Origin of the sequence: Rhabdothermincola sp., from assembly GCF_036846205.1 — a bacterium.
In the GTDB taxonomy this organism is placed as follows: domain Bacteria; phylum Actinomycetota; class Acidimicrobiia; order Acidimicrobiales; family Acidimicrobilacustridaceae; genus Rhabdothermincola.
Genome location: NZ_DAIUCK010000064.1, coordinates 1 through 18,583 on the forward strand (window position 1 = coordinate 1; position 18,583 = coordinate 18,583).

An 18,583-nucleotide genomic window follows, 5' to 3' on the forward strand; every position below is an offset into this window, starting at 1 on the left:
GCCCGGCGGGCCACCCAACCGACGCGAACCCGACCGGCGATCAGTCCTCGAGCAGCGGCGCGGGTGCGACCCTCCCCGACGCGGCAGCCCGGGCCAGCGCCACCAGCGCGGTGGCGGTCTCCGGCTGCAGGCGGGGCAGCTCGCCCGGCGCGAACCAGCGGACCTGTTCGATCTCGGCCGACCGCGGCCGCACCGACTCGAGCTCCGCCAGCTCCCGAGGACGGGCCCGGAACACCAGATCGACCCGCTGCAAGCGCGACTCCACCACCACCGCCGGCTCGCCGACCAGCTCGATCGCCAGCCCCACCTCCTCGGCGACCTCCCGTCGGGCGGCATCCGCAGGCTCCTCCCCCCGCTTCAACAACCCGCCGGGGATGCCCCAGTCGCTGCGGTAGATGTGCTTCACCAGCAGGATCGCGCCATCCGGCCGCTCGATCACACAGATCGAGCCCACCGTGAACGACGGCGACAGCGCCCGCACCAGCCGCCGGCGCACCCCCCGGGGCACGTGACGCCACGCTCTCAGGAACCACCGATACAGCCGCTCGCGCATCCTTCGAGGGTAGAGGCAGGAGCGGCCAGCGGGTCGGCCGGTCGTTCAGCGAGCAGGCCGGCCAAGAGGCCGACCAGCAGGGCGCCGCCTTCAGGCCGTGGCCCGGCCCGGCCGCTCGAAGGACCGCCGGGCGCCGACCAGCTCCCCGAGCAGCGCGGGTGTGGCCGCGGCCACCGGTGTGCGGCGGGCGGTGTGCTCGAGCACCACCAGCTCCCGACCATCCGCGTCGACCATCGCCGCGCCGGCCTCCAGGCAGACGAGCATCCCGCCCAGGTAGTCCCACGGGCCGTGCGAATCCCAGCTGCAGTCGACGTACCCGTCGAGCACCCCGCAGGCCACCGCGCACAGATCCAACGCCGCCGCGCCCAGCGCCCGGTACTGCCGCCACCCCAGGTAGGCGGGCGGGAACCCCGACAACCCGACGATGGCCTCCCCCAGGCGCACCGCTCCGCTCGGCTCGATGGGGGCGCCATCACGGCGGGCCCCGCCGCCGCGCAGCGCCTCGAACCGCTCACCGCTCACCAGGTTGACCACCACCGCCGCCCGCGGCCCGTCCCCGTCGACCGCGCACAGACTCGTCGCGTACCACGGGATCCCCCGCGAGGCGTTGGTGGAGCCGTCCAGCGGGTCCACCACCACGATCAGCTCGGCGTCCCCGCGGTGCAGGCCCGACTCCTCGCTCAGTACCCCGACCCCGTCCACCGCGCCGAGGACCTCCAGGGCTGCCGCGTCGGCTGCCAGATCGCTGTGGTGCTGGCCCGGGCGGGTACCGGCGAGCCCCCAGTCCCCGACCGAGCCCAGCGCCCGGCCGATGGCGGTGGCCGTGCCGTGGAGCAGCTCCAGGAGCAGGTCGTCTCGCACGCCCGGCGACGGTAGCCGCGCCCCGGATCGCATGGCAGGCTTAGGTGTCCCCGACCCCAGGAGCACCCGTTGGCCGTCATCGACGTCGCCGGCTTCGTCGCCGACCTCAAGGATCACGCGGTCGATCACCAGTTCCACGTCCACGACGAGCGGCACTTCGTGGAGACCTACTCGCTGCGCCAGATGTGGGAGGTCGACCTGCACCCCGAAGACGCCTGCGGTGGCCCCCTCGACCTGCATCTGGCACTCGAGGTCGACCCGCGCACCATGCTCGGCTTCGAAGACCGCATGAACGAGCTCGACATGGTCGACGCCCCGGAGCCGCCCGAGGGGTTCAGCTTCCCGCTGATCTTCACCTGGGTGCTCCCCCCGCTGCCCAAGGGACCCGACCTGCTGGTGCTGGCCACCGACCTGGCCGGCGTCGGCAACACCCTGCTGCCGCTCGAGGTGTCCGCCATCGACTCGTACTCGTCGGTCACCGACCCACCCGAGCGCAGCCTGACGATCGTGTCGCGCATCGAAGTCGGGCTCGACAAGATCTACCTTGGTCAGGAACAGCTCTGCGACGTGCTCGACCGCTGCCACGACGTCAGCACGTTCCTGCTCGAGCGGGCCCCCGCGTGGCTCGACGAGATCTGACGGGCCGGTGGCGCAACCACCGCAGCTCATCGAGCTGACCATCGGCGACCGCGCCCTGCTGCTGGCCCGCATGCGCGAGCTGGCCGAGCGCCGGGACGGCTGGGTCAACCTCCAACCGGTGCCCGCCGGCGAGCAGCCAGGGATCCGGAGGGCTCGGGCCGGGCTGTTCGCGCTGTTCTCCGCCCGAGGCCCCGAGCTGCCCGTGGCCACCTGGGTCCCCGGTGAGCTCACCCGCAAAGGCATCGAGCCCGACAGCATCGGCCTGCAGCACGCGGGCGGCCCGAAGGCCCGGCTGCGACTGGCGGAGCTGGGCGTGCCGATCCCCACCGGCTGGCGGGTCCTGGCCGACCACCCCCGCCGGGGTCTGGTGATCGAGCTGCCGACGGCCACCCCTCCCGCTGAGGCCCTCGACTGGTTGCTGCGGGCCGCGGTCGCCCTCTCCCCGGTCGCGCTGCCCGAGCGGTGGGTCGCCGTCGTCTACCAGCGGTAGCGACCGCCGCGGTGGCGGCGATCAGCCGGTGAACCGGGGCCGAGCGACCGCCGCGGCCGCGGGCGCGGTCGTGGTCGGTGCCTCAGTGGTGGCGATCGTGGTCGACGTCGTCGTGGTGGACGTGGTTGGGGCGCTCTGCTGGTAGGAGAACACCGCGGCCCCACCTTCGAAGTTCATCTCCGGGCTGCACGCCTCCTCACTGCCGACCGGCGTGGACGCCCAGTTGATCGTGACCGCCCCGTCCTGGGTGCCGAACGGCAGCAGGTTCATCTCGCACGTCTCTGGCTGATCGAGCCACAGGTTGTCCGAGACGAGCGTGAGGGTGTTGATGCCCTCGCCCTCGACGGTCACGGTCGCCGTCTCGAAGTTGCTGCAGGACTGGCTGGTGTCAGGAGTGATGGTGACGGTCTGGGCCACGTTGTCGACGTCGACGTTGAGCGCCCCACAGTAGTTGGAAGGGTTCGCCACCTCGTTCGCCGCGGTCAGCTCCGGGCCGGGCCCGACCGGTGCGTCGGTGACCTCGAACACCCTGGGACCGTCGCAGCAGCTCGGCAGGTCGAGCTCCACCCGGATCGAGACGGTCTGCGGTAGCGGCTCGGCGTACGCCATCGGCGCGACTACCACGAGCCCGCTGCCGAGGACGGCGACGCCAACCACGGCGCCGAGAGACCGGGTATGCCGTCGCATCGTGGCTCTCCTCCCACTTGTTCCTGTTATCGAGCAGCCCGACGATCGTCGAGCGGCTCGGCGAACCCTACTCCCGGGGCGCCCCACCGCGCGGCTGGAGGCGGGTGCGGACCGCTTTGTGCACCGTGTCGACTCCCAGTACCGCCGGAACGGCCAGCCCAGCCACCGCGGCGCCGAGCACGCCGGGCGGCGACTGGCCGAGCAGTTCCGCCAGCGGCCTGAACAGCAGGAACAGCCCGAGCAACCCCAGCTCGGCCACCACCGCCCACACCAGCAACCGGTTCGTCCCCCAACCGAGCTGCCAGGCGAACCGACCGGTGCTGCGGCAGGCGAACGCGTTGGCCACCTGCCCCAGGACCACCGCCATGAACGCAGCTCCCGACGCAGCCAGCAGCACCCCACCGCTGGGGAAGGCCTCACCGGGAGACCAGCCCGACGACGCCATCACCGCCAGGAACGCCACCATCTCCACCACCGCCTCGGTCGGGCCGAGCACCCCGAACGCCCGGGTGAGCAGCGACCGGTCGAGCAGGTGGCCTCGCACCGGTGGCTGGTCGAGCACGTGGGCCGCGGGACGCTCCCCACCCAGGGCCAGTGCGGGGAACACGTCGGTGCCGATGTCGAGCGCCAGCACCTGCAGTACCCCGAGGGCCAGCGGGAACCGTCCCCCCGACAGGGCCCACACCACGAACGGGGTGAGCTCGGCCACGTTGTCGGTCAGGTGGTAGGTGAGGAACCGGCGGATGTTCGCGAACGTCGCCCGGCCCTGCCGGACCGCTTCCACGATGGTGGCGAAGTCGTCGTCGAGCAGCACCAGATCGGCGGCCTCGCGAGCCACGTCCGTGCCCGAGCGTCCCATCGCCACCCCGATCGCGGCCTCGCGCAACGCCGGCGCGTCGTTCACCCCGTCACCGGTCATGGCCACCACGTGACCGCGCTCGTGGAGCACCCGAGCGATCCGCAGCTTGTCCTCCGGTGACACCCGGGCGATCACGATCCCGTCGTGGTCGATGAGCTCACCGAGCGCCTGGTCGTCAGGAGGCAGGTCCGCGCCGGTGACGACCCGGCCATCGGCGGCCAGCAAGCCGACCTCGGCCGCGATCGCCCGGGCGGTGCCGGGATGATCACCGGTGACCATGGCCACCTTGACCCCCGCCCGGCGGCAGGCCGCCAGCGCGACCGCGGCGCCGTCCCGGGGCGGGTCCTCGAGGCCAACCAGCCCCAGCAGCTCGAGGTCGACCTCGGCGTCATCGGCCGTTGCCGGGATCGTGCTCCCCGAGAGGCGGCGCCGGGCCACGGCCAGCACCCGCAGCCCCCGATGCGCCATCTCGTCCAGCGCGCCCGCCGCGCCGGGGACTTCGCCGCAGCGCGGCAGCACGGTGTCCGGCGCGCCCTTCACGAGGAGCTGCCCGCCGGCGACCACCGACATGCGCCGCCGGCGAGGATCGAACGGAAAGCGGGCGACGACCGGAGCTCGACGCTCGTCGGCTGCCAGGTCGATCCCGACCCGCCGAGCGAGGGCGTCCAGCGCGGCTTCCATCGGATCGCCCCGAGCCACCCAGCGGCCGTCGACCTCCACCGCCTGGCCGCTCGAACATCGGGCCGCCACCCGGGCCACCTCCTGGAGGCTCGCCGCCGCCTCGGGTGGGGTGCACGTCACCGCCGCCTCGGGCCCGTAGCCCGACCCCTCGATCGCCGCCCGCCCGGCCGGCATCCACACGTCGACGACCACCATCTCGTTGCGGGTGAGTGTGCCGGTCTTGTCGGTGCAGATGAACGTCGTCGATCCCAGGGTCTCGACCGCTTCCAGGTGCCGGACCAGCGCGTGGCGCTCTGCCATCCGCTGCGCACCCATCGCCAGCGACAGGGTGACCGTGGGCAGCAGCCCCTCGGGCACCACCGCGACGGTGACGCCCACGGCGAAGAGGAACCCGTCGGTGGCGGGCATGCCCACCACCAGGGCCACCAGGAAGAACGCGGTGCCCACCCCGACCGCGATCAGCGCGATCGACCGCGACACCCGATCGAGCTCCAGGCGCAGCGGACTCGGCTCACCACGCCCGCTCGGGGTCAGCGCGGCGATCGCCGCCAGTCGGGTCCGGGCCCCGGTCTCGACGACCGTCGCCTCCGCTTCGCCCTCCACCACGAAGCACCCCGCGAACACCGTCTCCCCCACCGCGGGGCGAGTGGGCACGCTCTCGCCGGTGAGGGTCGAGGTGTCGACCGCGAGGCCGTGCACGGCGTCGAGTCGCAGGTCGGCGGAGATCCGGTCGCCGCCCTCGAGCCGCACCAGGTCACCAGGCACCAACTCGTCCGCCGGGATCGAGACCACCTGGCCGTCGCGCACCACCGTGGCCCGCCGGGGCAGCAGGTCCCGCAATCGCTCGGCGGCCCGTGCGGAACGCTCCTCCTGCACGAAGGCGAACACCCCGTTGAGGATGATCACCACGAACACCGCGATCCCGAGCTGCGGGAGCCCTGCCACGAACGCCAGCCCGCCCGCCACCCAGAACAGCAGGGCGAAGAAGTGGACCATCTCCCCCGCCAGCCGCCGCCAAGCCGGTTCCTTCGCCGGCGCCGGGAGCACGTTCGGCCCGACCTCACGCCGGCGGCGCGCGGCCTCCTCGGAACTCAGCCCCCGGCTCGCCACCCCCGCACCGGCACCGGACGCCGCGGTGGGGGCGCTCCCCTCGTCCGACTCGGGCACCGTCACCGCCTCGGCCCGCCCGGCGCTCCCGCTCGCTTCCGCCGAGCCCGCCGAGCGGCGTACGCGGTCACCCACCACACGGCCGCGACGGCAGCCACGATCCCTCCGGCGACGGCTGCGACCACCTCGACCGTGGTCATCGCCTGCACCCGGGTGGCAGCCCCATCGAAGCCTCCTGTACCGCACCGCACGGGGTCGTGCACCAGCGTCGCCCGCTCGGGCCGGCGCCGACCGTGCGACGGGCCCGGCCCGGAGTCCGGCCCGACCGTCGAGGGTAGGTCCTTGTTCCCTGGGCAAGGGCGGATGAGCGGGAGAGGATGGCGACCATGAGCGAGCACGCCGAGCTGACGGAGACCCACATCTCGGTGCTGGTCCTGCTCGGCGATCGGGCCTACAAGCTCAAGAAGCCCGTCCGCCTCGACTTCCTCGACTACTCGACCCGCGAGCAGCGTGAGGCCGCCTGCCACCGGGAGGTCGAGCTCAACCGCCGCATCGCCCCCGACGCCTACCTCGGGGTGGCGGACGTGACGGGGCCCGACGGGCAGCGGTGCGACCACCTGGTGGTGATGGCTCGCATGCCCGCCGACCGGCGCCTCGCTCGCCTGGTACGGGACCGGTCCGCCGAGCTGCCCGCTCAACTCGAGGCCGTCGCCGCCATCGTGGCCCGATTCCACCACCGGGCGGTGCGCGGCCCGGAGATCGACGCCGCCGCCACCCCCGAGGCGATCCGTGGCCTGTGGGATCGGAACCTCTCGGAGCTGAGCCACGCGGCCTCGGGCATCCTCGACGAGCGGGCGGTGACCCGGGCCGGTGAGCTGGGCGATGCGTTCATCGCCGGGAGGGCGACACTGTTTCACGAGCGCATCGACGCGGGCCAGGTCTGTGACGGCCACGGTGACCTGCAGGCCGACGACATCTTCTGCCTGCCCGCAGGCCCGCAGATCCTCGACTGCATCGACTTCGACGACACCCTCCGCTACGGCGACGTGGCCCTCGACGTGGCCTTCCTCGCCATGGACCTCGAACGGCTCGGGGCTCCCGAAGAGGCGCAGACGTTCCTCCGCGCCTACGAGCGGCAGGCTGCCACGGAGCTGCCACGCCCGCTCCTCCACCTCTACATCGCCCACCGCGCGCTGGTGCGAGCCAAGATCCACTGCCTGCGCGCCCGGGAGGGACTCGACGACACCAGCGCCACCCAGGCAGCCATGCTCGTCGAGCTCGCCACCCGCCACCTTGAGCGGGCCACGGTGCGCCTGATCCTGGTGGGCGGGCTGCCCGGCACCGGCAAGACCACCGTCGCCGAGGCGCTGGGACGCGAGCTCGACGCACAGGTCATCAGCTCGGACGCGATCCGCAAGACCGACGCGGGCATCCCACCCGGCGAGCATCGCGAGGAGGCCTTCGAAGCGGGGCTCTACGCGCCCGGCGTCACGGACGCCACCTACCAGCGACTGGTGGAGCTGGCTCGCTGCGAGCTGGAGCGGGGTCGCTCGGTGGTACTCGACGCGTCGTGGCGGTCGGCCGCGCACCGTGCCCTGGCCCGAGCGGTGGCACGGGACACCACCAGCCGGCTGCAGGAGCTGCGCTGCACCAGCCCCACCGAGGTCGCCGCGGCCCGCATCACCACCCGGATGGCGGCGGGCTCGGGAGTGTCCGACGCCACCCCTGCGATCGCCCACCGGATGGCCGAGGTCTTCGACGACTGGCCGGAAGCCGATCATCTGGACACCAGCGCGCCGCTCGACGTGACGCTGCGCAGCGCGCTCGATCTCCTGGGCTGAGGGGTGGGCTCACGTACCGGGCGTCGGCTCGCGCAATCGAGCATCTGCCGTTCGTCCAGGAGGTGGGCCCGGGAGGGATCGAACCTCCGACCGAGCGATTATGAGTCGCCTGCTCTGACCACTGAGCTACGGGCCCGCCGGGCCGAGGCCCGAGCTGCGATGGTAGCGATCAGGGTCGCCCACCTCGGTCCCCGCCGCTGGCCTCGTCGAGCCGGCAGGCGGGAGTGCCACCCGGCAACCGGTGGCGGCTGCGGGCCACCACCCGGTAGACCACCTCGGCCACCCAGGCCGTGGGCGGTGTGCGACACAGCCGACCGAACGGCCGCCACACCCCACCGGCGGCCTCCAGCGCCCGGCCGACCGCGGCCGCACCGCTCGCCCGGCCCGCCGGACCGACCCACTGCACCGCGGCCCGGGCCTCATCCGCGGTCACGCCCAGCGCCTCCAGATCGGCGCGCTGCCACGGAACCACCGACACCTCGTCCGGGAGCCGCCGCTGCAGCCAGCGTGCGCTCGAGGTGCAGAAGCCGCAATCACCGTCGAACACCAGCGTGGGCGCCACCCGCCCAGCATGCCGGCTGCGCTGCGCCTCCCGTCGCGGCGACGCCTGGAGGACCGAGCCCCGGCGCCAGGCCGACAATCGTCGTACGCTCACCACCGGTGAGCGTGATCGACTGCGATCAGCACCTCTTCGAGGCCCCCGACCTGTGGCGCCGGTACTCCACCACTCGAGACGCGTCCCTGGCCCTCTCGCTCGACACCGACCGGCTCGGGCACACCTGGCTCACCTGGCAGGGCGGTCGCATCGCCCCGGCCTTCCACCAGATCCCCGGCGACACCGAGTCGATCGGGCGCCAGATGACCCGCATCCGCCGCGGCGAGCCGGCCGAGATCTCCTACGACGAGGCCACCCCACCCGAGTACACCGACCCCGCCGCCCGCCTGGCCCATCTCGACCGCCAAGGGGTGGACGCGGCCTGGCTGTTCCCCAACTACGGCCTGCTGTGGGAGCGCGCCCTGGGCGCCGACCTGCACGCCACGAAGCTCAACATGGAAGCGTGGAACCGCTGGGCCGTCGAGGTGGCCCAACAGGGCCGGGGCCGGCTCCTGCCTGTCGCTCATCTCACGCTGCGGGACCCGGCCTGGCTCGACGGGCAGCTCGCGGCGCTCGCCGCGGCCGGGATCCGCACCGCCATGGTGGCCCCTGCCCTGGTCGGTGGCCGCCGGCTCTCACACCCCGACCTCGACCAGGTGTGGTCCGCGTTCGAACAGCACGGGGTGAGCCCGGTGTTCCACGTCAGCGACGTCGAGCGCCCGTTCGCCGACGCCTGGGTGGATGACGACCCGGACCCCGGCAACCCCGTGCTCGGCTCGGTGTTCTTGAGCCTCGCGCCCGCCCTGGCCCTCGCCGACCTGGCGGTGCACGGGGTGTTCGAGCGCCACCCCGGCCTGCGCATCGGGGTGGTCGAGCTGTCGGCCATCTGGGTGCCGATGTTCCTGCTCACCCTCGACGGTGGCTTCGACTTCCACGCCCGGTTCAACGGGGCGCCGCTCACCGAGCTGCCCCTCCGGCCCAGCGAGTACATCCGCCGACAGGTCCGCGTCGCCGCCTTCTCCTACGAACGTCCCGACCGGCTCATCGAGCGCGCCGGCGAGCTGTTCATGTTCTGCAGCGACTACCCGCACTCCGAGGGCACCGACACCGCTCTGGACGACTATCGGCGGGCATGCCCCGGGGCGGACGACCCCGCGACCAGCCCCGCGCTGTTCGGCGGCAACGCGGCCTGGCTCACCCGGGCCTGAGGACCCGGCTCGCCCCTCGAGGCGAGGCGATCATCGAGCTGCTCCGGGGGTGGGGCTCGAACCCACGACAACACGGTTAACAGCCGCGTGCTCTGCCAACTGAGCTACCCCGGAAGGATGGAGTCGCAGGATAGCAGCGAGTGCACGAGGCCCATCACGGCTCGATGTGTGCGCGTGCAGCTGTAGGTCACGGTCGGGCAGCCGAGCGGATGTTCCGCACGACGGATCGAAGCATCGGCAACCGCACGGTACGGCTTCGTGAACTGCCCAGCCGGGATTCGCGTCAGCGACGACCAGAATGCCACTGCTCCATTGAGATCCAGGCCGGCGTGGAGGTACAAGCGGACGCGCAAACGGCGCTCGTCCACCTCGAAGAAGCGGCGGAGCCACGTGCAGAAGAGTTGGATCATCCTGGGGTCGCTGTTCGCGAACTTCACGGTGCCCTGAGTCTTGGCTCCCTCGCCGGCGTACAGGGCGGTGCCGGCCACCAGGAACTCCTGGTCCGTCAGCCTGCCGATCCGGGTCCGCCCTTCCGCGAGCAGCGCGTCGATCTCGGCCAGCTTGGCCCGCTCCAACCGGTTTGGACCCCGACGCCGGGCCGGCCGGCGAGGTGAGGGATAGCCCACGCACCCAGTGTCCGCGCGGGCAGGGACAGCGAACAGGGATGAGCACTACTCGCCGTCGAGGTAGTCGCGCAGCTTCTGGCTGCGGTGGGGGTGGCGAAGCTTGGCCAGCGTCTTCGACTCGATCTGGCGGATGCGCTCGCGGGTGACACCGAACTCGCGCCCCACCTCCTCGAGGGTCCGGGCCTGGCCGTCGTCGAGGCCGAAGCGCATGCGGACCACGGCCTTCTCGCGCTCGTTGAGCTCCTGCAAGGCCTCCTCCACCGCGGAGTTGAGCATCATCTTCGCCGCCATTTCCGCGGGGGCCTCGGCCTGTTGGTCCTCGATGAAGTCGGCCAGGTTGGAGTCGTCCTCCTCCCCCACCGGGGAGTCGAGCGAGAGCGGATCCTGGGAGATGCGCATGATCTCCCGGACCCGCGCCGGGGTCATGTCGACCTTCTCCGCCAACTCCTCGATGGTCGGCTCCCGCTCCAGTTCCTGGATCATCTGCCGCTGCACCCGGTGGACCTTGTTGATCGACTCCACCATGTGCACCGGTATGCGAATGGTGCGGGCCTGGTCTGCGATCGCCCGGGTGATCGCCTGGCGGATCCACCACGTGGCGTACGTGGAGAACTTGAAGCCTTTCGTGTAGTCGAACTTCTCCACCGCCCGCATCAGCCCGAGGTTGCCCTCCTGGATCAGGTCGAGGATCAACATGCCCCGGCCCACGTAGCGCTTGGCGATGGACACCACCAGCCGCAGGTTGGCCTGGGTGAGCTCGGACTTGGCCCGTTCCCCTCGCTGTACCAGCCGGTTCAAGCGGCGCAGCTCCGCGGGATCGAGCGAGTCCAGCTCGCCACTGGCCTCCAGATCGGCCAACCGCTCGGCCGCCTTCATACCCGCCTCGATGCCCTTGGCCAGCGTGACCTCCTCGGCCGCCGACAGCAGCGGCACCCGCCCGATCTCCTTCAGGTACATCCGTACCGGATCGGACGAACCGCCTGCTGCGGGCCCCATGCGCAATGCGTCGCGCGACGCGACCGCCCGCAGGCGGGAACGATGGCGGAGCGCAGGATCGCCGTCCTCGTCGTCGAAGTGGTCGTCAGGGTCCTCGACGATCACCGTCTGCAGCTCGGGCTCCTCGAACCTGATCCCCGCGTCCGCCAGCAGCGATCGCACCCGCTCGATCGCCTCGGGGGTGAGCTCGACGTTCGGCAGGGCGTCAACCACGTCGTGCTGGGTCAAGGTCCCCTGGCGGCGGCCGAGGTCGAGGAGCCGCTGGACATCCTCGCCCGTTGCCCCCGCCAGAGCAGAGAGCGTCGAACCGCGTTCGCTCATCCGTGCTCCTCGGGCCGATCCGTGAGCCAGGCTAGCAACTGCTCCGCGGCCTCGACCCTGCTCGGCGCCTCACGGAGCTCCTCGATCCGCAACTTGAGCCAGGCGATCTGCCGGGAGAGCGCCGCGAACTCCTCCTGGTCGACCGTAGCTCGGGCCCGGGCCTGCAGGTCGACGAGTGCCCGCGCCGACGCGGCTTCGACCAGCCTGGCCGCCACGTCGTGCACCTCGGCTTCGGACTCCTCGACCGCCAGCCGCTGCAGCAGCTCGGCCGCGCCCGGGTCGGTGTGCGCCAGCGCCTCCCGCACCGAGCCCGCGTCCCGCAGCGCGCGATACGCGGCGAGGGTCAGCTCGTCGCCGAACAGCGACTCGTGCAGCCACGGGGCCATGCCGTCAGGGTGTTGGATCAGCAGCCGTAGCGCCTCCATCTCAGGTCCCTCGCGCCACACCGGCGCCGCAGCCCGGGACCGCGCCACCCGCACCGTCTTCCCCCGACGGGGAGCGCGCAGGCCGGCTCGCAACCGCTCGGGGTCGACCCGACAGCGGGAAGCGACCTCCATGAGGTACTGGTCGCGCACCAGTTCGTTGGGGTGCTCCGCGAGAACGGCCATGGCCGCCTCCGCGGCCCTCGCCCGACCCTCTGCGGTCGACAGATCACCAGCGTCGAGCGCCCGGTTCACCCGGAACCCCAGGAACGGCACGGCCGCCTCGACCGCCGATCGCAGCGCGGCGGGATCGGACATCGCCAGCTCGGCTGGGTCGACCCCCGCCGGCAGGGCGGCCACCGCCACGTCGAGATCGTGAGCGCGTTCCCAAGCGTAGAACCGGTCGGCTGCGTTCTGGCCCGCGGCGTCCGCGTCGAAGGCCAGCACCACCCGGCGGGCGAAGCTGCGCAGGAGGCGTACGTGGTCCTCGGTGAGGGCGGTTCCGCAGGTGGCCACGGCCCGGGGCAGGCCAGCCTTGGCGAAGCCGATCACGTCGGTGTAGCCCTCGCACACGATGGCTTCATCGGCAGCCACGATCTCCGACTTCACCCAGTGCAGCCCGTAGAGCACCTTGCTCTTGGCGTAGACCGCGCTCTCGGGGGAGTTCTTGTACTTGGGGCCCTCACCGCCAGGCAGGATCCGGCCGCCGAACCCCACCGGGCGGCCCTGCACATCGAAGATCGGGAAGAGCACCCGGCCGCGGAACGCGTCGGTCTGCCGGTTACGGCGATTGAGGAATCCCAACCCCGACTCCACGAACACCTCGTCGGGCAGGCGGAGGGCCCTGGCCAACTCGTCCCAGCCGTCCGGGGCCCAGCCGATGCGGAACCGACGCACGTCGTCGCCGTCGAGTCCTCGAGAGCGCAGATACCCGCGGGCCTTCGCTGCGTCGGGCGCTCGCAGCAGGCGCTCGTGGTACCAGTCGACCGCCTTCGCCACCGCATCGAGCAGGGCCGCCTTACGTCGGCGACCTTCGCTCTCACCCTCGTCGGTGTAGCGCAAGCTGATCCCAGCCCGTCCGGCCAGCTTCTCCACCGCGGCCACGAAATCGAGGTGCTCGACCTCCCGGACGAAGGTGATGACATCCCCACGGGCCTGGCAACCGAAGCAGTAGTAGAGACCCTCGGCCTGGTTGACCGAGAACGACGGCGTCTTCTCGGCATGGAACGGGCACAGGCCCTGCCAGCGCATCCCCACCCGGCGGAGCGAGACGTGCTCACCGATCACCGCGACGATGTCGGACGCTTGGCGAACTCTGGCGATGTCCTCGTCGACGATCGCCACCGATCAGCTCCCGCTCACGACCTCGGGCCTCACCGGGGGCACGGTAGCAGCGCGAGGACGGCTGCAGACCGGCCGGGCTCCTAGACTTGTCGCCCTGTGGCGGACGTCTCGACCCCCACCGCCCGGCTCCAACCACGGCGGCTGATCGCAGCCGGGCTGCTGGCCGCCGTAGGGCTCGCCACCGCCGCCTGCTCCTCCGGCGACGCCGCCCCGGACGGGATGGCGGCCCAGGGGCCTGACCGAGAGTGGTGCGACGCCATCATCCAATGGCACCGCGAGTCGGACGCCGACCGCAGTGCGACCACCGGCGACGTCGTCGACCGGGCTGCCGCGGCGCGGATCGCCGAGGCCTACACCGCGATCGACGTGCCGCCTCCAGCCGCGATCGCCGCCGACGCGCAGACGATCGGTCGGGTCCTCGACGCCATCGCCACCGGCGACACGACGAACCTGCCCGACCAGAGCGCGTTCGTTACCGCCAGCAAGAACGTGACGGCATGGGTGTTCCAGAACTGCGGCGGCTACGACCTCAACCGATGACCGGACCGACGACCGGCCGCGGCTCACACACCAGCGCGCGACACCACCGACTGAGCTGCCGCCAGCCTTGCGCCCGGCACCCGGAACGGTGAGCACGAGACGTAGTCGATGCCGATCGACTCGAAGAACGCGATCGAGCGCGGGTCGCCGCCGTGCTCGCCGCACACCCCGGTCCTCAGGCCCGAGCGAGTCCGGCGCCCCCGTTCGACCGCGGTGCGAACCAGCTCCCCCACGCCCGACTCATCGATCGATGCAAAGGGATCGACGCTCAACAGTCCCTCCTCGAGGTAGCGCTCGAGGACGGGTGCCACGTCGTCTCGACTGAACCCGAACGTCATCTGCGTCAGGTCATTCGTGCCGAAGGAGAAGAACTCCGCCACCTCCGCCAGCTCACCGGCGAGCAGAGCGGCCCGCGGGGTCTCGATCATCGTGCCCACGAGGATGCCGAGCTCCCCGGCGCGCTCCCCCGCCACCTGCGCGACCTCGTCCAGCACCCACCGGCGGGTGAGCTCCAGCTCGGCGAGGGTCGACACCAGCGGGATCATGACCTCGACCTTCGGGTCACCCCCGACGTCGCGGCGGGCCAGCGTGGCCTCGACCAGGGCGCGGACCTGCATCCGGTACAAACCCGCCTTCACGATGCCGAGGCGCACCCCCCGGGTGCCGAGCATCGGGTTCTGCTCCCGCCACCTCGATGCCGCGGCCAGCAGTGCCTCGCCTTCCGGCGGGAGCAGCCCACGGGCCTGCTGGACGAGCAGCTCCTCCACCGAGGGGAGGAACTCGTGCAACGGTGGGTCGAGCAGGCGGACCGTCACCGGCAGCCCGTCCATCGTCTCGAGCAGCTCGACGAAGTCGGCGCGCTGCACCTCCAGCAGCTCAGCGAGTGCCGCGGCCTCCTCGTCGGGGGTGTCGGCCAGGACCATGCGCCGCACCACTGGCAGGCGCTCACCGAGGAACATGTGCTCCGTGCGGCACAGACCGATGCCCTCGGCGCCGAATGCCCGGGCGCGGGCCGCATCGTCGGGGGTGTCCGCGTTGGCTCGTACACCCAGCCGGCCAGCGCGCAACTCGTCCGCCCACCCGAGCACCACCTCCAGCTCCGGGGGCGGTTCGGTCTCGACCAGGCCGACCTCACCGAGGTAGATCGCCCCGGTCGAGCCGTCGATCGAGATCGTGTCGCCCTCGTGCACCACGGTGCCATCCGCGGTGGTGAACGAGTCCGGGCCCACGCTCAAGGACTCCGCGCCGCAGACCGCAGGCTTGCCCCACCCTCGGGCCACGACCGCCGCGTGGCTGGCCATGCCTCCCCGGGAGGTGAGGATGCCCTCGGCGGCGATCATGCCGTGCACGTCCTCCGGTGAGGTCTCCGGCCGGACCAGCACCACCCGCTCTCCCCGATCGGCCGCGTCAGCGGCGCGGTCCGGGTCGAAGTACGCGTGGCCGACCGCGGCCCCCGGCGAGGCGGGCACACCGGTGCCGAGCAGCGCAGCCCGCGTCCGCTGGAGGTGAGGGTGCAGCACCTGATCGAGGTGCTCCGGCCGCACCCGCAGGATGGCCTCCCGGGGGGAGAGGCGAAGACGCTGATCGGTCGTGAGGTCGACCGCGATGCGCAACGCCGCCGCGCCGGTGCGCTTGCCCACCCTGACCTGGAGCATCCAGAGGGTGCCCTGCTCGATCGTGAACTCCGTGTCGAGCATGTCGCGGTAGTGACGCTCGAGACGATCGAAGATGTCCAGCAGCTCGGCGTGCTGTGACGGAAACCGCTCGGCCATCGCCGCAAGGGGCAACGTGTTGCGCGTGCCCGCCACCACGTCCTCGCCCTGCGCGTTGACGAGGAAGTCGCCGTAGGGCTCCGGTTCGCCCGTCGACGGGTCACGGGTGAAGGCCACACCGGTGCCGGAGTCTTCACCGCGGTTGCCGAACACCATCGCCTGCACATTGACCGCGGTGCCCAGGTCGTCGGGGATCTGCTCGCGGCGGCGGTAGCGAACGGCTCGGGGCGCGAGCCACGACCGGAACACCGCCTCGATCGCGCCCCGCAGCTGGGTAGCGGGGTCCTGCGGGAAGGGCTCGCCGGTGAAGTCCTCCACCGCTCGCAGGTGAGCCTGCACGACGTCGGCCAGCGCTTCCGGGCTGAGCTGCCTGTCATCGCCAACGCCCGCCCGTGCCATCACCTCGTCGAGCTGGCGGTCGAAAGAGTCCGCCGGCACACCGAGCACGATCCGCCCGTACATGCTCACGAGACGGCGGTACGAGTCGAGCGCAAAACGCTCGTCGCCGGTCCTGGCCGCCAGGCCCTCGACCGCGCGGTCGTTCAGGCCCAGGTTCAGCACGGTGTCCATCATTCCGGGCATCGAGAACTTGGCCCCGGAGCGCACCGAGATCAGCAACGGGTCGCGGGCATCGCCGAGCCGCCTGCCCAGGACCAGCTCGAGCCGCTCGACGTGGGCGGCCACCTCGGCGTCCAGCCCGCTCGGCCAGCCGCTCGCCAGGTACTCGCGACAGGCGTCGGTGGTGATGGTGAAGCCCGGCGGCACCGGCAGCTGCAGCACCGAGGTCATCTCCGCCAGGTTCGCGCCCTTGCCCCCGAGGAGCTCGCTCAGCGCCCTGGGGGGCGCATCGTGGGGGAAGTCGAACGCGTAGACCAGCGCCATCAGAGCTCCTGCGTGCCTCCCGCCGGAGCCTACCGAGCGATCACGGCGGCGGCCGGAGCGGCGCCGGCACTCCTCAACGCAGACGCTCGTGCAGGTAGCCCACCAGCCGGTCGATGGCCACCCGGTCCTGGTGCATCGAGTCACGCTCGCGGACCGTCACCGCCCGATCGTCGAGGGTCTCGAAGTCCACCGTGACGCAGAACGGGGTACCGAGCTCGTCCTGGCGGCGGTAGCGGCGGCCGATGGCCTGCGTCTCGTCGTAGTCGCACATGAACTCCGGCTGCAGCAACGCCAGGACCTCGCGGGCCACCGGGGTGAGAGTGTCCTTCCTCGACAGCGGCAGGACCGCGACCTTGTAGGGCGCCAGCCGGTGATGGAGGCGCAGCACCGTGCGCAGCTCGCCGCGCACCAGCTCCTCGTCGTAGGCCGCCAGCAGGAACGCCATCATGGTGCGGGTCGCGCCGGCCGCGGGTTCGATCACGTGCGGGACGTAGCGGGTGTTGGTCGCCGGGTCGAAGTAGTCGAGCCGCGCACCAGAGTGCTTCGAGTGCTGGGTGAGGTCGTAGTCGCCCCGGTTGGCGATGCCCTCGAGCTCGTCCCACCCCCACGGGAACAGGAACTCCACATCGGAGGTGCCGCTCGAGTAGTGGCTCAGCTCGTCGGGGTCGTGAGCCCGCAGGCGCAGCTTCTCCTCGGGGATCCCCAGCTCCAGGTACCACCGGAGCCGCTCGCGGCACCAGTACTCGTACCACTGCGAGGCCTCCTCGGGTGGGACGAAGTACTCCATTTCCATCTGCTCGAACTCGCGGGTCCGGAACACGAAGTTGCCCGGCGTGATCTCGTTGCGGAAGGACTTCCCGATCTGCGCGATGCCGAACGGGGGTCGCTTGCGGCTGGTCTGCAAGACCTGGGCGAAATCGACGAACATGCCCTGTGCCGTCTCGGGGCGCAGGTACACCTCGGCCGCGGAGTCCTCGACCGGTCCTGCATAGGTCTTGAACATGAGGTTGAACTGGCGGGCCTCAGTGAAGGAATGCTTCGCCCCGCAGTTCGGGCAGGTCTCGGGGTCGTCGAGCTTGTCGAGGCGGAACCGTTCGTTGCAGTTCTTGCAGTCGACCAGCGGGTCGGTGAAGTTGGCCAGGTGCCCCGAGGCTTCCCACACGGCCGGGGGTGACAGGATGGCGGCGTCGATTCCGACGATGTCGTCGCGTAGCTGCACCATCGACCGCCACCAGGCGTCCTTCACGTTGCGCAGGATCAGCACTCCGACCGGCCCGTAGTCGTAGGTCGACCGGAACCCCCCGTAGATCTCGGCGGACGGGAAGACGAAGCCCCTGCGCTTGCAGAGGTTCACGATCTTGTCCATCAGGGTGGCGTCGTTGGGGACCTCGACCGGAACCGGGACATCGGCAGCATCGGGCATGACAGACGAGCCTAGTGGGGGCCTCCACCGCCTCGGCCCGGTATCCCGACACGGTGACTGCGGGTTGGGCAACAATGTCGCGAGCGGGCGCTGGGAGCCCACGTCGAGCGAGGAGGACGTCGCCGTGACCACCTACCTGCCCGGAGGGGACCCGACCGCGGTCGGCGGCCGGCGCATCGTCGGCTACCTGATCGACTGGGTGCTGTTCTTCTCGATCATCCCCGGCATCCTCTTCTTCGCCACCGCGGGCTTCACCACCTACACGGACGGCCCGACCTGCACGAACCTGAAGCGCAGCGGCGAGATCGACGACAGCTACTTCTGCACCAGGCTGGAGTCCACCGATGCCGACGGTGAGGTCAGCTACGACACGCTCGTGATGAAGAAGAACGCGTTCGTGATCGCCAACGCCTTCTCCGGCGTCTACCTGGTGGTGGTCATGTGGCTGCTGCAAGGACTCACCGGCGCGACCATCGGCAAGCTCGTGGTGGGGATACGCACCGTGAACGAACAGGGGCGATCCCCCGGCCTCGGCAAGCAGCTCATCCGGGGCATCGTCGGCATCGTCGACGCGGTGCCGTTCTGCCTCATGCCGCTCGTGCCGGTGGTCGGCCTGATCACCATCTTCGTCACGAAGGGCCACCGACGGGTGGGCGACATGGCAGCCAAGACCTACGTGGTCAAGGCCTCGGCAAAGGGCGCACCCATCATGATCCCGGGAGTCGCGGCCCCAGCT

At 71.4% G+C, this 18,583-nt stretch carries 17 protein-coding genes and 2 tRNA genes; 6 read left to right on the forward strand and 13 right to left on the reverse strand.

Features of this window, described 5'->3' with window-relative positions; translation table 11 throughout:
• Positions 1 to 40 precede the first annotated feature (40 nt).
• On the reverse strand, positions 41 to 553 hold the full coding sequence (locus V7004_RS10325) for an NUDIX hydrolase (RefSeq protein WP_334143816.1): 513 nt from the start codon (positions 551 to 553) through the stop codon (positions 41 to 43).
• Between the two features lie 90 nt (positions 554 to 643).
• Positions 644 to 1,414 (reverse strand): inositol monophosphatase family protein, encoded by a 771-nt coding sequence (locus tag V7004_RS10330; protein WP_334143818.1) that lies wholly within the window; start codon positions 1,412 to 1,414, stop codon positions 644 to 646.
• 69 nt (positions 1,415 to 1,483) lie between these two features.
• On the opposite strand from V7004_RS10330, the gene V7004_RS10335 reads away from it, so the two are divergent.
• Positions 1,484 to 2,053 carry a hypothetical protein gene (locus V7004_RS10335; RefSeq protein WP_334143820.1) on the forward strand — a complete coding sequence of 190 codons (570 nt, stop codon included), beginning with the start codon at positions 1,484 to 1,486 and terminating at the stop codon, positions 2,051 to 2,053.
• A 7-nt stretch (positions 2,054 to 2,060) separates the two neighbouring features.
• Positions 2,061 to 2,543, forward strand: a complete 483-nt coding sequence (locus V7004_RS10340) for a hypothetical protein (RefSeq protein WP_334143822.1) — start codon at positions 2,061 to 2,063, stop codon at positions 2,541 to 2,543.
• 21 nt (positions 2,544 to 2,564) lie between these two features.
• On the opposite strand, the gene V7004_RS10345 is transcribed toward V7004_RS10340, so the two are convergent.
• The 3 genes from V7004_RS10345 to V7004_RS10355 all read right to left on the reverse strand — a co-directional run bounded on the left by V7004_RS10345 (position 2,565) and on the right by V7004_RS10355 (position 6,077).
• Positions 2,565 to 3,230 (reverse strand): hypothetical protein, encoded by a 666-nt coding sequence (locus V7004_RS10345; protein WP_334143823.1) that lies wholly within the window; start codon positions 3,228 to 3,230, stop codon positions 2,565 to 2,567.
• A gap of 67 nt (positions 3,231 to 3,297) precedes the next feature.
• Positions 3,298 to 5,937 (reverse strand): cation-translocating P-type ATPase, encoded by a 2,640-nt coding sequence (locus tag V7004_RS10350; protein WP_334143824.1) that lies wholly within the window; start codon positions 5,935 to 5,937, stop codon positions 3,298 to 3,300.
• A gap of 2 nt (positions 5,938 to 5,939) precedes the next feature.
• Positions 5,940 to 6,077: a hypothetical protein gene (locus V7004_RS10355; protein WP_334143825.1), complete on the reverse strand. Its 138-nt coding sequence runs from the start codon at positions 6,075 to 6,077 to the stop codon at positions 5,940 to 5,942.
• Positions 6,078 to 6,263: 186 nt separating this feature from the next.
• On the opposite strand from V7004_RS10355, the gene V7004_RS10360 reads away from it, so the two are divergent.
• Complete coding sequence (locus V7004_RS10360) at positions 6,264 to 7,718, forward strand: bifunctional aminoglycoside phosphotransferase/ATP-binding protein (protein WP_334143826.1); 1,455 nt, start codon at positions 6,264 to 6,266, stop codon at positions 7,716 to 7,718.
• Positions 7,719 to 7,781: 63 nt separating this feature from the next.
• Here the strand turns inward: V7004_RS10360 and V7004_RS10365 are convergent.
• Positions 7,782 to 7,854 (reverse strand) — tRNA-Ile (locus V7004_RS10365).
• 33 nt (positions 7,855 to 7,887) lie between these two features.
• Positions 7,888 to 8,280 carry a thiol-disulfide oxidoreductase DCC family protein gene (locus tag V7004_RS10370; protein ID WP_334143827.1) on the reverse strand — a complete coding sequence of 131 codons (393 nt, stop codon included), beginning with the start codon at positions 8,278 to 8,280 and terminating at the stop codon, positions 7,888 to 7,890.
• Positions 8,281 to 8,378: 98 nt separating this feature from the next.
• Between V7004_RS10370 and V7004_RS10375 the strand changes: the two genes are divergently transcribed.
• Positions 8,379 to 9,521, forward strand: coding sequence for an amidohydrolase family protein (locus V7004_RS10375; RefSeq protein ID WP_334143828.1), 1,143 nt, complete (start codon positions 8,379 to 8,381; stop codon positions 9,519 to 9,521).
• Positions 9,522 to 9,562: 41 nt separating this feature from the next.
• Here V7004_RS10375 and V7004_RS10380 read toward each other — a convergent pair.
• From V7004_RS10380 to dnaG, 4 genes are all read right to left on the reverse strand, one after another.
• Positions 9,563 to 9,635, reverse strand: a tRNA-Asn gene (locus tag V7004_RS10380).
• On the reverse strand, positions 9,626 to 10,096 hold the full coding sequence (locus tag V7004_RS10385; RefSeq protein ID WP_334143829.1) for a hypothetical protein: 471 nt from the start codon (positions 10,094 to 10,096) through the stop codon (positions 9,626 to 9,628). Before V7004_RS10385 ends, V7004_RS10380 begins: the two co-directional genes overlap by 10 nt.
• A gap of 96 nt (positions 10,097 to 10,192) precedes the next feature.
• Positions 10,193 to 11,464: an RNA polymerase sigma factor RpoD gene (rpoD, locus tag V7004_RS10390; protein ID WP_334143830.1), complete on the reverse strand. Its 1,272-nt coding sequence runs from the start codon at positions 11,462 to 11,464 to the stop codon at positions 10,193 to 10,195.
• Entirely contained in the window at positions 11,461 to 13,230 is a 1,770-nt protein-coding gene (dnaG, locus tag V7004_RS10395) for a DNA primase (protein ID WP_334143831.1), read from the reverse strand. Before dnaG ends, rpoD begins: the two co-directional genes overlap by 4 nt.
• Before the next feature lie 96 nt (positions 13,231 to 13,326).
• Here dnaG and V7004_RS10400 point away from each other — a divergent pair, with 96 nt between their 5' ends.
• Positions 13,327 to 13,770 (forward strand): hypothetical protein, encoded by a 444-nt coding sequence (locus V7004_RS10400; protein WP_334143833.1) that lies wholly within the window; start codon positions 13,327 to 13,329, stop codon positions 13,768 to 13,770.
• 23 nt (positions 13,771 to 13,793) lie between these two features.
• Here the strand turns inward: V7004_RS10400 and ppdK are convergent, their stop codons facing one another.
• Together ppdK and V7004_RS10410 are read right to left on the reverse strand one after the other, a co-directional pair.
• Positions 13,794 to 16,424 (reverse strand): pyruvate, phosphate dikinase, encoded by a 2,631-nt coding sequence (ppdK, locus tag V7004_RS10405; protein ID WP_334143835.1) that lies wholly within the window; start codon positions 16,422 to 16,424, stop codon positions 13,794 to 13,796.
• Positions 16,425 to 16,497: 73 nt separating this feature from the next.
• Complete coding sequence (locus tag V7004_RS10410; RefSeq protein ID WP_334143836.1) at positions 16,498 to 17,847, reverse strand: glycine--tRNA ligase; 1,350 nt, start codon at positions 17,845 to 17,847, stop codon at positions 16,498 to 16,500.
• Positions 17,848 to 17,971: 124 nt separating this feature from the next.
• On the opposite strand from V7004_RS10410, the gene V7004_RS10415 reads away from it, so the two are divergent.
• Positions 17,972 to 18,583 (forward strand): RDD family protein (locus tag V7004_RS10415; RefSeq protein WP_334143837.1); only part of this gene is annotated, 612 nt, incomplete at its 3' end.

Bases quoted from the DNA above. Each gene is read 5' to 3' on its own strand.
- V7004_RS10325 (WP_334143816.1), bottom strand. From the start codon at position 553: ATGCGCGAGCGGCTGTATCGGTGGTTCCTGAGAGCGTGGCGTCACGTG.
- V7004_RS10345 (WP_334143823.1), bottom strand. From the start codon at position 3,230: ATGCGACGGCATACCCGGTCTCTCGGCGCCGTGGTTGGCGTCGCCGTC.
- V7004_RS10355 (WP_334143825.1), bottom strand. From the start codon at position 6,077: ATGACCACGGTCGAGGTGGTCGCAGCCGTCGCCGGAGGGATCGTGGCT.
- V7004_RS10360 (WP_334143826.1), top strand. From the start codon at position 6,264: ATGAGCGAGCACGCCGAGCTGACGGAGACCCACATCTCGGTGCTGGTC.
- rpoD (WP_334143830.1), bottom strand. From the start codon at position 11,464: ATGAGCGAACGCGGTTCGACGCTCTCTGCTCTGGCGGGGGCAACGGGC.
- ppdK (WP_334143835.1), bottom strand. From the start codon at position 16,424: ATGGCGCTGGTCTACGCGTTCGACTTCCCCCACGATGCGCCCCCCAGG.
- V7004_RS10410 (WP_334143836.1), bottom strand. From the start codon at position 17,847: ATGCCCGATGCTGCCGATGTCCCGGTTCCGGTCGAGGTCCCCAACGAC.